This is a genomic window from Arcicella lustrica, from assembly GCF_034930985.1.
GTDB classification, from domain to species: Bacteria; Bacteroidota; Bacteroidia; order Cytophagales; family Spirosomataceae; genus Arcicella; species Arcicella lustrica.
The window spans coordinates 189,408-204,036 of record NZ_JAYGIM010000003.1 but is presented as its reverse complement, the minus strand read 5'-3'; the positions used below and the strand labels follow the sequence as shown (position 1 = coordinate 204,036).

General features: G+C 33.5%; 14 protein-coding genes. 10 read left to right on the top strand and 4 right to left on the bottom strand.

The window, feature by feature from the left end:
- Positions 1–192: 192 nt before the first annotated feature.
- The 3 genes from VB798_RS04215 to VB798_RS04205 all read left to right on the top strand — a co-directional run bounded on the left by VB798_RS04215 (position 193) and on the right by VB798_RS04205 (position 1,464).
- Positions 193–501 carry a YtxH domain-containing protein gene (locus tag VB798_RS04215; protein WP_323256301.1) on the top strand — a complete coding sequence of 103 codons (309 nt, stop codon included), beginning with the start codon at positions 193–195 and terminating at the stop codon, positions 499–501.
- Positions 502–596: 95 nt separating this feature from the next.
- Positions 597–968 carry a hypothetical protein gene (locus VB798_RS04210; RefSeq protein ID WP_323256299.1) on the top strand — a complete coding sequence of 124 codons (372 nt, stop codon included), beginning with the start codon at positions 597–599 and terminating at the stop codon, positions 966–968.
- Positions 949–1,464 carry a hypothetical protein gene (locus VB798_RS04205; protein WP_323256297.1) on the top strand — a complete coding sequence of 172 codons (516 nt, stop codon included), beginning with the start codon at positions 949–951 and terminating at the stop codon, positions 1,462–1,464. Before VB798_RS04210 ends, VB798_RS04205 begins: the two co-directional genes overlap by 20 nt.
- Here the strand turns inward: VB798_RS04205 and VB798_RS04200 are convergent.
- Positions 1,457–1,903 carry a response regulator gene (locus tag VB798_RS04200; RefSeq protein WP_323256295.1) on the bottom strand — a complete coding sequence of 149 codons (447 nt, stop codon included), beginning with the start codon at positions 1,901–1,903 and terminating at the stop codon, positions 1,457–1,459. The genes VB798_RS04205 and VB798_RS04200 overlap by 8 nt on opposite strands.
- Before the next feature lie 11 nt (positions 1,904–1,914).
- A complete protein-coding gene (locus VB798_RS04195) occupies positions 1,915–3,312 on the bottom strand; it encodes a sensor histidine kinase (RefSeq protein ID WP_323256293.1) in 1,398 nt (465 codons plus the stop codon).
- 363 nt (positions 3,313–3,675) lie between these two features.
- Between VB798_RS04195 and rpoN the strand changes: the two genes are divergently transcribed.
- The 5 genes from rpoN to VB798_RS04170 all read left to right on the top strand — a co-directional run bounded on the left by rpoN (position 3,676) and on the right by VB798_RS04170 (position 10,691).
- Entirely contained in the window at positions 3,676–5,133 is a 1,458-nt protein-coding gene (gene rpoN, locus VB798_RS04190) for an RNA polymerase factor sigma-54 (RefSeq protein ID WP_323256291.1), read from the top strand.
- 91 nt (positions 5,134–5,224) lie between these two features.
- Complete coding sequence (locus VB798_RS04185; RefSeq protein ID WP_323256289.1) at positions 5,225–6,691, top strand: sigma-54-dependent transcriptional regulator; 1,467 nt, start codon at positions 5,225–5,227, stop codon at positions 6,689–6,691.
- A 77-nt stretch (positions 6,692–6,768) separates the two neighbouring features.
- Positions 6,769–8,787 carry an ATP-binding protein gene (locus VB798_RS04180; protein WP_323256287.1) on the top strand — a complete coding sequence of 673 codons (2,019 nt, stop codon included), beginning with the start codon at positions 6,769–6,771 and terminating at the stop codon, positions 8,785–8,787.
- 11 nt (positions 8,788–8,798) lie between these two features.
- Positions 8,799–9,242 carry a response regulator gene (locus VB798_RS04175; protein WP_323256285.1) on the top strand — a complete coding sequence of 148 codons (444 nt, stop codon included), beginning with the start codon at positions 8,799–8,801 and terminating at the stop codon, positions 9,240–9,242.
- A 12-nt stretch (positions 9,243–9,254) separates the two neighbouring features.
- Complete coding sequence (locus VB798_RS04170; RefSeq protein ID WP_323256283.1) at positions 9,255–10,691, top strand: hybrid sensor histidine kinase/response regulator; 1,437 nt, start codon at positions 9,255–9,257, stop codon at positions 10,689–10,691.
- Here the strand turns inward: VB798_RS04170 and VB798_RS04165 are convergent.
- Both VB798_RS04165 and VB798_RS04160 read right to left on the bottom strand, forming a co-directional pair.
- Positions 10,675–11,520 (bottom strand): hypothetical protein, encoded by an 846-nt coding sequence (locus tag VB798_RS04165; protein WP_323256281.1) that lies wholly within the window; start codon positions 11,518–11,520, stop codon positions 10,675–10,677. The two genes, VB798_RS04170 and VB798_RS04165, sit on opposite strands and share 17 nt — an antisense overlap.
- Positions 11,521–11,524: 4 nt before the next feature.
- Positions 11,525–12,472 (bottom strand): YihY/virulence factor BrkB family protein, encoded by a 948-nt coding sequence (locus tag VB798_RS04160; RefSeq protein ID WP_323256279.1) that lies wholly within the window; start codon positions 12,470–12,472, stop codon positions 11,525–11,527.
- Between the two features lie 220 nt (positions 12,473–12,692).
- Here VB798_RS04160 and VB798_RS24350 point away from each other — a divergent pair, with 220 nt between their 5' ends.
- Positions 12,693–12,869 carry a DUF5670 family protein gene (locus VB798_RS24350; protein ID WP_367284446.1) on the top strand — a complete coding sequence of 59 codons (177 nt, stop codon included), beginning with the start codon at positions 12,693–12,695 and terminating at the stop codon, positions 12,867–12,869.
- A gap of 261 nt (positions 12,870–13,130) precedes the next feature.
- The gene (locus VB798_RS04155; RefSeq protein WP_323256277.1) at positions 13,131–14,303 is read left to right on the top strand and encodes an AI-2E family transporter; all 1,173 of its coding nucleotides are present in this window, start codon (positions 13,131–13,133) and stop codon (positions 14,301–14,303) included.
- Positions 14,304–14,629: the final 326 nt, after the last annotated feature.

Sequence of the window (14,629 nt, the reverse complement as noted above, 5' to 3'; positions counted from 1 at the left end):
TAATTGATTAGGCAGAATTAAAAAGATAAATTCCACAATTTGAGGATACTGTACCTCAAAACTATCCAAAAAAACAAGCACAAGGTTTAGGTATGAAAATTTTGAGATTTAGAGAAGAAATGATGCAATTGAATAGATTTGATAAACTATTCAGCTAAGGTATTAAAGATTCACGCTAAAACAATTTTTATCATGTCAAACAACGCAAAAATTATTATTGGAATTGCTGCCGCCGCAGCGGTAGGTGCAGCAATTGGATTAGTGTTTGCCCCAGAAAAAGGAGCTGATTTGAGAAAAAAAGTAAAGAAAAATGCCAACACTTGGGCTGATGAATTATTGACCCTAATAAAAAAAGGCGAAAATCAAGCTAAAGGTTTAGTAGATGATGCTGAAAACCGAGCAAGAAATTGGAAGAATAAAGCGAAAGATGAATTTGACGAAATCGCAGAGACGGCAACGGGTTCTGTAAAATCAATTCAAAGAGATGTAGCAGCGATATAGTTTTTTAAGCTGACCAAGTAATTAAAGGCTTGGTCAGCTTATCATTTACTCTTTGATTTTCCTAAAAATTTGTTTCTAACTTAATTCTTAAAACGATGGCAGCCTTTGAACAAACAAATGATATTGCTGAAGACATCTTCGAACACGCTAGTGATTATGTTGAGGCTCGCTGGAAGTTAGGAGTATTGAATACCTCATCAAAAGCAGCCAATGGTGTTGCAGACCTTGCAACGATTTTACTTTTTATTTTACTTTTTATGATTGTCTTATTATTTATGAGTTTGTCGGTGGCTTGGGTACTGGGACAATACTTCAACAGTGTGGCATTGGGCTTTTTTGGTGTTGGTGTTTTTTATGTAATAGCAGGAATTTTACTTTGGTTTATCAAAGATGAATATATTAAACTGCCTTTGGTTAATTCTTTTTTAAAGAAATTTTATAGCGAAGATGAAGATAGAAAATATTGAACAGCTAAAAGTCGAAAAGCTAAGGCTTGAAAATGATATTTTAATAGCCAAAGCAAAACTTACTGAAGATATTAAAATGCTTCAGGCTGAAATTCAACCCGTTCGACAAATGGTTGATGTTTCTAAAAATCTATTTGTGGAGAGTAACCGCAACAATAGCCTCGTAAATATTGGGCTAGATTTAGGAGTGGATATGCTACTAAGAAATACACTTTTACGCAGTTCATCTTGGTTGGTTCGACTTGCCGTTCCTTTTTTTGCCAAAAATTTACTGAGTAATTATGTTGCCAAAAATAAAGATGAAATGGTGAATCAGTCAGTTGCTTGGTTCAATGAAAAGACTAAGCCCGAAAATACTTTGCAGCTTCCACAAGCCAAAGCAAAGCAAGGCTTGCTGGAAAAATCTTTACTTTGGGTAAAAAAAGTTACCAGCGAAAAGCCTATAGAAATTATTGAGCATTCGGGAAATCAGCCTAAACTAGCCATTACTACATAATAGCAGGTGGAAGTGTTACGATTTCTAACCAAAACTTTGTCATAGTTGACAGAATTTCAGTGAGTTCAGTAAACGAATTAGGTTTTACGATATAAGCGTTCGCACCCGAAGAGTAACATAGATTTACATCTTCTTCCGCTTTTGAAGTCGTCAAAATGATGACTGGAATTTTCTTGAAAAGTGGATTCGCCTTGATTTCCTTCAAGGTTTCTCTGCCATCTTTTTTAGGCATATTCAAATCCAAAATAATGATTGAAGGCTTAGGAAAAGTATATTTATCAGCAAATTGTCCTTCATTTTTTAGATATTCTAGTACTTCAACGCCATTTTCAACAAAAAGAATGGGGGTGTTCGAGGTACAATCCTCCAAGGCTGATTTTACCAAAAACTTATCATCATCATCATCATCAGCAATTAAGATATTACATCTTTTATTCATTTTATCAATTTTTAAGCAGTTATCGGGAAATAGACACTGAAAGTGGCTCCTTCGTAGGGATTGCTATCGGCAAAGACAAAACCATTGTGGTTTGTCATCACTCTTCTGCAAATCGCTAAGCCAACACCAGTACCTTGATAGGTATTACGGTTATGTAAACGTTGGAAAATTACGAATATTTTCTCGGAATATTCACCTTCAAAGCCAATTCCGTTGTCCTGTATGGAGATTTTATGGAAAAAACGCTCTTCATGAACACTAGATAGTTGAGGTATCGTATTTCCTTGAACGGTAGAGTATTCGATGATAGTATGTGGGTTTACGCCTTCTTTTGTATATTTCAGAGAATTGCTGATTAAATTCATAAAAAGTTGATTCATCTGAAAATTATAGGCTTTCAATTCTGGAAGCTTTGCAATAGAAAATGTAGCTTTTTTCTGAGTAATGATTTCAGAAAAATCACTCAATACATTATCAATAATTTGGTTGAGATTTACAGAAGTCAAACTATGAGTTTTATGGTTTACTAATCTTGAAAAGTTCAGTAAATCATCAATCAATACTTGCATTCTGGCTGCTGAGGTAGAAATCTTATCCAATGTTTCCTTTCCGTCATCGTTCAAAAACATTTTTTGTTTTACTTGCAGTTTATCACAAAATGCCCTGATTTTTCGAAGTGGCTCTTGCAAATCGTGCGAGGCTACATAAGCAAATTGTTCTAGTTCAGTATTTGAACGATTCAATTCCTCAATTTTATTTTCTAATGCTTTTTGGAATTTAAAGCGGTTTTTAAGTTCAGTATAAACCAAGTAAAAAGAAATTAACAAAAGTGTAAAAGAAGCAACAGCCAACATGATTTGATAAATTGGCAAAAGCGATTGCCCATGTATTTTAGAGCGTACTCTGGTTTCAAGAATCGATTTTTCGTTATTTTGAAAGGTAGAAATCCAAATTCTGAGATTATCCATTGCCTTTCTGCCCTGCTCAAATTTATTGATTTCTAAAGGCCTATTATTTTTGATAGTTTCAATGTTATAATCAACATACTTAATTTTCTCATGAACCATTTCTTCAATTTTTGCCAAACTTCTTAACTGTACAGGATTATCCGCCACCAAAATCTTTAGTGTATCCAATCTTGAAAATACTTTTGCTTTCCCTTCAGTGTAATGAATTAAATGGCTTTTTTTCCCAGTGATGATGTAACCTCTTTGTCCAGTTTCCACATCTTTCATGGAAGAAATAAGCTCTTCGCTTACCCACAAAACCGATTGTGTGTGTTCAACAAGTTGAGTATATTCCGTATTCTGAGCGATTTGTTCGAAAGAAACCCATGATAAACCGCCAAGCATAAAGGCAAAGCCTATAAATGAAGCTATGATGAACTGTAGGGTCTGAGATTTTTGCATCGTTTTAAAATAGCTTGTTAAAGCAACATGTTGATTAAATAGTAATGGAAAATGTTTTAAATTTTAAGCGAGAACACAAGTAATAAGAAGGAATCTTCTTTTTGGCAAATAAGTTAATTTAAAACACTTTCTACAAAGTGTGGATTTTTTTACACAACTTGTACCAAAGTATCGCAATATGTTATTTGTTTGTTTTCCGAAATAATAAAATATATAATTTTGCTATAAAATATTTTTTATATAAGTGATTGATTTTCAAGTATTTGTTTGTTTTGTTTTTGATTTTCTGAAAAAAATAAATCAAAAACAAAATTACGGCTCATTAATTGAAATTAGGTAGTAGTCTCCTAAAACTATGTCAACATGATGAATTTATCACAGAGCCAGCGTCAGACTTTCAAAATTACGCCTTTGCAAATACAAATGCTTAATTTTTTGCAATTATCAACGCTTGAGTTAGAAGAGCGTATCAAAAACGAATTAGAAGAGAATCCATTATTGGAGGAAGGTGCTACAACTTCTGACGATTCATCCGATGATTTTGAAGCTGATGGCGATTCAGATGAATTCCCAACACTTACCCAACCCGATAATGATTATGCCGATTGGGATGAGTATGCTCATGATGATATTCCTGATTATAAAACCAAAGTAAATAACCATAGTGAAGACGACGAACTCTACAGTTTGCCTCTTGCACAAAATACTGATTGGCGAAGTGAGCTGAAAAGTCAAGTACATTTTTTGCCTTTGAATGAAAAACAAAGTGTTTTAATTGATTATATCATTGACTCATTGACTGATGAAGGTTTTTTAACCTATTCAGCAGAAAACATTGCCGATGATTTTTCTTTTGCCAATGGTGTTTATGTAGATATTGATGAGGTAGAAAAGTTATTGAAGGTACTCAGATTGATGGAACCTGTTGGAATCGGTTCGGCTGATTTACAGGAATGTTTGATGAGACAACTTCAACATAAAAAAGAAAAAGGCTTAGAAGTATCTTTGGCAATTGATATTGTGGCTTTTAATATGGATGAACTTGCGGTGCGTAATTATGAAAAAATTATGCGTTTAAGAGAAGTAAGTTCGGATGAATTAAAAATGGCTCTTGCCCAAATCAGTGCATTGAATGCCAAGCCAGTAATTGATGGAGAAACGTCGTCTATTGCCATTAAGGATAATATCATTCCAGACTATATCATTACTTATGAAACCAATATGTATGGCGACACGCAAATAGATATTGCTTTGAATAATAGCAGGATTCCATCTTTGAAAATTAACCAAGATTTTGCTAGTTCAATTGCTTCAAGTAAAGATAAAGCTGCTAATCAATATGTTAACAGTAAAATTAATACGGCTAATTGGCTAATCGAAGCCATTCAGCAAAGAGAAATGACGATGCTGAAAACGATGCAAGCCATTGTTTTTTTTCAGAAAGAATTTTTCAAAAATGGCGATGTCAGTAGTTTGAAACCGATGATTTTGAAAGATGTGGCGAGCCAAATTAATATGGATATTTCAACGATTTCAAGAGTAACGAGTGGGAAGTACGCACAGACACCTTTTGGGATTATCAATTTAAAAGATTTATTTTCAGAAGGAATTAAGATGGATTCTGGCGGCGAGGTTTCAAATCGTGAAATTCAGCAAGCTATTGCCAATTTAATTGCCAATGAAAACAAAAAAAGTCCATTCAATGATTTTCAATTGATGGAACTACTGGCTCAACAAGGCTATCATATTGCTAGAAGAACAGTAGCTAAATACAGAGAAAATTTGAATATTTCTTCAGCACAACTCAGACGACAATTATAAAATGCTGAAGAGTAATTAATAACGAAGTTGATTCATGGAAATACGGTTTGTGGTAATTTCATAATTGTCTCTTTCCTTTAATAATAAAACTATGCAACGGATTTTAGTAATCGACGACGATACAGATATATGTTTACTTCTTCGTCGTTTTTTGACCAAAAACAATTACGAAGTTGCTATCGCTCATGATGGCAGTACTGGCTTGGCTTTGCTTCAAGAATTCAGACCTGATTTAATCATGACTGATTTCAGATTGGGCGATACCGATGGCGGTACTATACTTCTGAAAATTAAAGAAAAATTTCCTTTTGTGCCTGTATTGATTATTACGGGTTATTCAGACATAAAAATTGCAGTGAATGTCATGAAAATGGGTGCTTATGATTATATCACAAAGCCACTTTTTCCAGACGAAATTTTACTGACCATCAAAAAAGCCTTAGAAAGTGTAGAAACTGAAAAAGGAAGTATGCAAGATTTGGGTGAAGAACATGATGGTATAACGACTTCACATCAAAAAAAGAAAAGCTCGAAACCTGCCAATTATATTTTTGGCGATGGAGCAGAATCAAAATTCTTGATTCGTCAGATTGAGCTTGTTGCGCCAACCAATTATAGCGTACTGATTTATGGCGAAAGTGGTTCTGGAAAAGAAGCCATTGCACAAGAAATTCATTTACATAGCAAAAGAGCGAATCAGCCTTTTGTGGCGATGGACTGTGGTGCTATTTCTAAAGATTTAGCTGGTTCAGAATTGTTTGGACACGAAAAAGGTTCGTTCACAGGAGCATTAAACCAGAAAATCGGACACTTTGAAATGGCAAATGGTGGAACGATTTTTTTGGATGAAGTTGCTAACCTTCCTTATGAAGTACAAGTACTTTTATTGAGAGTTGTTCAAGAAAGAAAAATGAAACGAATTGGAGGGACAAAAGAAATTCCTTTAGATGTTAGAATTTTGGTTGCCTCTAATGAAAAATTGATTGAGGCTTCTAAAAAAGGTAAATTCAGAGAAGATTTATATCACCGTTTTAATGAATTCAGTATTGATGTTCCGCCACTTCGTGAACGTAAAGCTGATATTATGACTTTCGCTAAGTTTTTCTTGGATCAAACCAACGAAGAGCTTGGTAAAAAAGTAAAGGGTTTTTCGAATGATGTTATTGATAATTTTATGAATTACGCATGGTATGGCAATCTTCGTGAAATGCGAAATGTCATTAAAAGAGCCACTTTATTAACCGACGGAGAATGGATTGAATCAAAAACATTGCCTTTCGAAATTTCTAATTACGCAAAATTACTCTTTACTGAAACCTCAACTCCGCCAGTTACAGTTTCAGTGCCAGTTGTAGAAGTTGTTCATAATGTTCCAGAAAGTAATGCTTCGAATGAAGTTGTCTCTAAACCTTCCTTGAAGTCGGCAGCGATTGAAGCTGAATATGATATGATTTTGAAAGTACTAAAAGAAGTAAATTTCAATAAAAGTAAAGCCGCCAGAATTCTTGGAATAGACAGGAAAACACTTTACAATAAAATGAAAGTTTTTGAATTGTAAGCTGCTGCAAAGTTGGATTATTTCCTTGCTCAAGTTTTCTGAAATTACACAAGTAGTTTCTTTAATAATAGAAATTAATGGACGTGCCTAATCATTTTTTTGAAGTATTTAACACTGATAATCAGTCTGATTTTTTGAATGGCTTTCTGGAAGCCATACCTAGTTTCGTTTATCTGTTAAATTTAACAGACAAAAAAGCCGTTTACCTCAATGCCAAAACTGAAATTGTTGCCAACTATTCACCAGAAGAATTATTAACGACCGACCTTTCAGTTTTCCCAATCGAAAATTTCAGTTCTTCCGAACATCTGTTTCAATATTTACAAAAAACTTTTGAAGACGTAGCCATTAATGGCAGCCAGAGCTTTATCCTGAAAATTGTTAGTAAATCAGGCAAAAACATCACGATTAATAATAAATGTACTTTAATTAAAAAAGACGCTTCGAACCAGCCAAGTATGTTATTGGTTTTGGCGGATGATATTACGATTGAAAATGAATTGCTTGAAAAAACGAAGCAAGTTCAAAATCAATCGAATGAAACAGAGCGTTTATTTAATTATGGAAGCTGGGAATGGAAGGTTAATAATGATTACGTAATCTGGTCGAATGGGTTATTTGAAATATTCGGATACGATCAAGCAGCTTATGAAAGTTCTCAGATGCCTTATGGTACTTATCAAAAGCATATTCCTGAAGAAGACGTACAACGAGTACGAGAGCTGTCGTTGAATGCCATAAAAGAGAAAAAAACTATTTATGAGTACGAACATGAAATCATAGATTTAAAAGGAAATAGAAAACAAATTGCAGTAAGAGGAAGGTGTTTTTTGGATGACAAAGGTGAAGTAATGCGAGTAATTGGTACTTCGCAAGACATTACCGAAATCAAGCAAATTAAAGGAGAATTAGAAACCAAGGTTGAAGAATTGTCTGTAGCTTATGAAGAACTCAAGAAAAACAAAGATTTATTCAAAGAAGCAGAAGCTTTGATGAGTTACGGAAGTTTTGAATGGGATGTTAATAAAGATGAAATACAATGGTCGGATGGTTTGAAAAAATTGTACTCTGGAAGTGATATTTCTAGGCTACCTGTAAAAATTAATATTGAATTTTACTATGCCAGAGTACATGATGATGATATTGCCAATGTTAAAAAAGTAATTCAAGAAGCAGCAGAACAAAAACAACCTTATGCTTTTGAACATAAAATTGTTGATTTAGACGGCGTTGAAAAATACGTTCAAACAAAAGGTTGGGTAAGTTCAGACGAAGCAGGGAAAGTATTGAAGTTTATAGGAAATACAGTTGAAGTAACAGAACTGAAAGCTTATGAAAAAGAATTAGAACGAAAGTTAGAAGAACTCAATCACTCCAATCAAGAATTAGAGCAATTTGCCTATGTGGCTTCGCACGATTTGAAAGAACCACTGCGAAAAATAACGGCTTTCGGTGATAGGCTTAATCAAAAATACAAACAACAACTAGACGATGATGCTAGTTTTTATTTGACAAGAATGATTGATTCTGCCAATAGAATGGAAGTATTGATGGAAAATCTACTCTCATACTCTCGTTTATCAAGAAAATTAGTCGCTTTTGAACAAGTAGATTTGAATAAAACTCTTGAAAATGTTTTGAGCGATTTAGAACTTAAAGTAGGAGAAACGAATGCTCAAATTCATGTAGGAACAATGCCGACATTGGAAGCTTCTGCGCCAAAAATGCAACAATTATTTCAAAATTTAATTAGCAATGCCCTGAAGTTTGTAAAGGCTAATCATTCACCCAATATTTGGGTCGATGCCAAGGAAGCCACAAAAGCAGAACTAAGTAAATTGGGCTTAGATTATAAAAATAAGCGTTATTATAAAATTACAGTGAAAGACAGTGGCATTGGCTTTGAGCCAGAATATGCTGAACGAATATTTGTAATCTTTCAACGATTACACGGCAGGTCAGAATTTGAAGGAACGGGATTAGGTTTGGCAATTTGTAAAAAAATTGTTGAAAACCATCAAGGAATTATCTATGCTGAAAGTGAACTAGGAGCAGGTGCAACGTTCATTATGTATTTGCCAATACGCCAGGCATAAACAGTAAAACTATGAATCAAAAAAAAAGTATCGTAATTCTCGTCGCTGATGATGATCCTGACGATAGAATGATGACTCAGGAGGCATTAGAAGAGAATCATATTATCAATCAAATTAAATTTGTTGAAGATGGAGTGGACTTGATAGATTATCTTCGACAAAATGGTAAATTCAATAACTCAAGCGAATTTCCACGCCCAGATCTTATCCTGTTGGATTTGAATATGCCTAAAGTGGATGGGAGAGAAGCGCTTAAAATCATAAAATCGGACCCTGATTTGTGTAAAATCCCTATCATTGTGCTTACAACTTCAAAGTCGGATGTTGATATTATAAAAAGCTATGATTTAGGTGTAAATTGTTTTATATCAAAACCTGTTACTTTTACCCGTTTTATAGAAGTAATTCGCACAATCGGACAATATTGGTTTGAAATTGTTCAGTTACCAGATTGATAAAAATAAATCATGAAAGATAGTACTATTAAATTATTATTGGTTGATGACGACGAGGATGATTTCTTGCTTACAAGTGATTACCTCAAAGATATTGAAAATCAAAAATTTGATATAGATTGGGCATTTTCATTTGATAATGCCATCGAAAAAATCAAAAAAAAGCAATATGATTTATGTTTTTTTGATTTTTTATTGGGTTCTAAAACGGGTATTGATTTACTCAAAGTAGGCATTGAACATGGCTTAAAATCGCCAGTGATTTTGTTGACTGGTAAAGGCGACCAACGCATTGATGTTGAAGCCATGACACTCGGTGCTTTTGATTATTTGGTAAAAAGTGAATTAGATTCCGAAAAGTTAGAACGTTGTATTCGTTATTCTCTCGAACGTGCCAGTACACTTTCTACCCTTCGTGAAAGTGAGCGAAAATACAGAAATATTTTTGACCAAACCAAAGAAGCCATCTTTACCGCTCGTTTAGATGGTACATTCAATTACTTCACGCCCTCTACTGCCGAACTCTTTGGTTATACCGAAGAAGAACTCTATCAGTTAAAAAGTTATTCCGTTTTTGTTCGTGCTGCCGACCGCCGTCAATTCATCAATCAATTGGAAGCTGAAGGTGAAATTAGTGATTTTGAAGTACTTTTGGAAACCAAATTTGGTGAAAAAAAACAATGTTCAATTCACTGCAATCGCCAATTAGATAGTGATGGAAATCCTTATTATTTAGGTATTATTCATGATATTACTGCTAGAAAAAAAGAAGAGCGAGATTCTTTACTTTTTCAAAAAATGGCAGCTACTGGGCGTTTGGTTCGTACTTTGGCTCACGAAGTCCGTAATCCTTTGACGAACATAAATCTATCAATAGAGCAAATGGAAGTTGATTTTGAAGATGAAGACGCCAAGTTTTTTATTGATATAATCAGAAGAAATAGCCAACGAATCAATGATTTAATAACCGAATTATTGAATACTTCCAGACCTTCAGAAGTAACTTTTAGTCGACATACTTTACAGGAAATTCTAGAAAGTACCATTGAACAAGCAATAGATAGAATCAACCTGAAAAATATTAAATTAATCAGTAATTATCCTTCTGATATTTGGATTGATGTTGACAAAGCAAAAATTCAGATTGCGCTATTAAATATTATTATCAATGCTGTGGAGGCAATGAAAGAAGGAGAAGGCATTCTGAAAATTCAAGCTACGCAAAGGAATAAATTTGCCATCGTTACCATCGAAGACAATGGAGTAGGAATTAGCCAAGAACATATCGAACGCCTTTTTGAACCTTATTTTACTTCAAAAAACAATGGTATTGGCTTAGGTTTAGCCGCAACATTGAACATTATTCAATCTCACAAAGCTAGGGTAGAGGTTGAATCTGAATTGGGAAAAGGCACAAAATTCATTATCACTTTCACTCTGGTATCGTAGTGTCTTCGGGCAGTTTTTTCTTGGAAGTAAACATTAAAATAGTTGAAGCCATAATTGTGCTAATAACTACAATGACGATTCCTAAAATAGCACTAAAAACAATGTATTTATAAAATACTTCTGCTTGATAACGAGCTAAAAGAATACCTAATAATGCCCAAATAACGGCTAGTCCTACGTAGCCGTTTCTTAAATCAATCACGAGCAAAAAGGTAATAAAACTACCCGCTAAAATCATGATACTTGCCCAAGACTGTCCAAGTATATAACCGTCTGTCGAGCCGAAATGAACCAGAAAAGCTGTTGCATTGGCGATTGTCGCAATACAAATCCAGCCCAAGTACATTCCGAAAGCAGCTTTCAGAATAATCTTTGTATAGCCACTAAGATACACCTGAGTAGTTTTTATATGAAGATTTATTTTAACTAATGATATTAAAATTCCAATCATGATAAGCATCGACGCAATCATGAACTCATAATGCCAAGCCAAAATCCAAAGTGAATTCAAAACGGCATTAACGATAAACCAATAACCAACTCCATTCACAACAAGCCCTAAAGTAGTATCGGGTTTCTTTTGGAAAAGAGATTTTGACTGTTCAATACAAAAGAGCAACAAAAGAAAGTAAATAATTCCCCAAATAGAAAAAGTAATACCAGCAGGAACGAATAAATTAGGGTATTGATTCGATAATTGTCCAGTCGTTTTACCATTCAATGGTAAGCCATTCGCCAAACCATTCATAATTACCATTACAATAAAGAATACAAAATTCAGTACTTGTAATGCTTTTATTTTAATAGGATTAATCGTGTTAGTTTCCATAAAATTATGCTTTTTGTTGAACGGTGGACTGTTTTTTTACTTCAAGTTCTTGTTTTAAAATAAAAACAGCATTGCTATTGGGTTGAATAGGAGTACCGTATCTCAGTGTATATACTTTAGTGAATTCTGCGCCGAAGTATAAAATGATAGAGGAATAATACACCCACAAAAGGATTAAAACAATCGAACCAGCCGCACCGAAAGCTGTGCTAACAGTTGACTGTCCAAGATATACACCTATTAAAAACTTCCCAATCATGAATAATAATGAGGTAATACCTGCACCTACGAGGGTGTCTTTCCATGAAATTTTACCATCTGGAAGTACTTTGATGATGACCCCAAACAATAGGGTAATAATTGCCCAGATAACCAACGTATTTACCAACATAAAAACGAATATTGTAAAGCTACTTTCAAAATACATTTGCAATTGCCTATCAAATAAACTCAATAGGGCATTAATTGTTAAAGAAATTAATAAAAGAAAGCCCAATGCCAAAATCAGAGAAAAAGAGAGGAAACGATTAATCAAGTATTTTACCCAACTATTTTTTGGTTTTGCTTTTAATGACCAGATGAAATTGATGGAATCTTGAATTTCGGCAAAAACACCAGTTGCACCTATTAAGAGTGTAGCAAAGCCAATGATAGCTGCCACGCCAGATTTTTTAGACTGCTCTGCATTTTTTATTAATTCCTGTACCTGTTTGGCAGCTTCGTTACCAATCAAGTTGTTGATTTGCCCAAAAAGCTCGCCTTCAATTGCTTCTTTACCCAAAAAAATACTTGCTACCGAAATCATAATCAATAACATTGGTGCAAGCGAAAATATCGTGTAGTATGATAAAGAAGCACTTAGCTTTGTAGCATTGTCATTTGCAAATTCTCGAAAAACTTCTCCTGTAAAACTAAATAATTCTTCGATTTTTTCTTTGAAGGAGTATTTCATTATTTGTATTATTTTGATGTTATTGTATTGCGTAATATTATAATACCAGTCCTTTTTTTGTTAAACTGTAGAAAATAATCTACAATTTTTGATATTGAGGTTTTAAATGTTAGGTTTTTATTTCTGGTATGGGAATTTAGGCAAAATTATTGTTAGTAAAATGTTACTTATTGTATTTTTTATCGTTTCAAGTAATTGAAAATCAACAAGTAATTTTTATATGTATAATTTTTGTAAAGTATTAGTAGTGAAAAATGTTTTTTATAAGATTGCCCTTTTATTAGTATTGAGCTGGGCTGTTAGCGTTTTTGTATTAGGAATTAAAGGATTGATTCATCTTTTTTTAGTATTTGCTGTAATTGTAATTTTAATTTCAATTATCAAGCATGAAATGTGATTATTCTAATTTTTAATAAAGTGCTGAGAATATTGATTTTTGGTAAGTACTTTCGTTTTCAGTCAATGCAAGTATTATTAAGGATTATGGTCTTAAAATTTCTTTTTTTCTTTGTTTGGTAATCATGCCAGATGATAAGTAGGCTAAAGGGATGTAAATTAATACAGCCCTTTTTTATTGAGAATGATAAATGTTTTAAATTACAGTTATAATTCTTGCACAAAAAATTAATTGCTATTACAAAATATAAACTCTATTCCGATGGCTCAACGATTTCCCTTTATTATAAAATTTGCTTTCTCACTCATTTCTGTCACTATTCTGGTGTATTGGATGATGGTTTTGCAAGATATTTTAGTGCCTTTTTTTGTAGCTGTGATTCTTTCGATGGCTTTATTCCCATTATCTAATTTGTTGGAAAAAATTGGCTTAGGGCGTACTTTATCGATTACTATTTCATTATTATTTTTCTTAATGATAACCGTGGGAGTAATTTGGCTGGCATCTACCCAAATAGCGAGCTTTAGTGAAATGTTTCCACAATTAGAAAAACGATTTGAACATTTGTTTTTACAAGGTCAGCGTTGGACGGAAGAGCATTTTCATGTTGGACGAAAAACACAGAATGCTAAATTGCGCCAGTATGGAACAGGTATTTTAAGCAGTGGTGGTTCAGTTTTTACTTCTGCACTTTCAATGACGGGCAACATGATTGGGAATCTTTCATTGATACCGATTTACATGTTTTTCCTGTTGTATTATCGAGATTTCTTCAAATTGTTTTTTTACAGAGTTTTTAAAAATACAAGTAAATATTCCATTGATACTGTACTGACAAAAATCTATGAAGTAGTGCATAGTTATTTAAAAGGACTTATTACTGTAACCATCATCGTTGGAAGTTTAAATACTTTGGGCTTACTAGCACTTGGGATAGATTATGCCATTTTCTTTGGTTTTTTAGCGGCGGCTTTATTGATTATTCCTTTTGTGGGTATTTTGATAGGTTCAATTTTACCAATTATTATGGCTTTAATTACCAAAGACTCACCGATGTATGCAGTAGGGGTAGCAGGCGTTTTTATCTTTGTTCAGTTTTTGGAGGGTAATTTTATTACACCTCAAGTGGTTGGCTCTAAAATAAGTATCAATGGTTTGGTTGCAATTATTGCTTTGTTACTTGGTTCGGCGTTGTGGGGAATTGCTGGAATGGCACTTTCTTTACCAACTGTTGCTATTTTAAAAGTAATATTCGACTCTGTGCCAGATTTGAAACCATTTGGCTTTTTATTGGGCGAACCAGACCATAATAGAATCATGAAAGAAAAGAAAAAGAGAATGTTGGAATTTGTGCCAGAATTGGTTGAAACCATTACAGAAACTACTGAAGATGTAAAATCATTAGTAAAAGGGAGAAAAAAGAAGTCAGAGTAAAAGACATTCATTAGCATATTTTAAAGGCTTTATTATGGCGAGTATCAAAATGATACTCGCTATTTTTTTTACCCAATATGATACGATAGGTGATAAATTTCCCCCGAATTGTGGTGCTTTAACCTCATAAGTTTCATTCAGCTTTATGGTATGTATTTTTTATGATATTAAACAAATACAGAAATTTATCAACAGTGGTATTATCATTTTCCTTGTTGATTTAGTGTATAGAGAGCCATTTTTCTATATGAAAACAGATGGTTGTGTATAATTTTCTACACAATTCCCCATAAATCATAAAAATGAGGCATTGCTTGCCCGCTTTT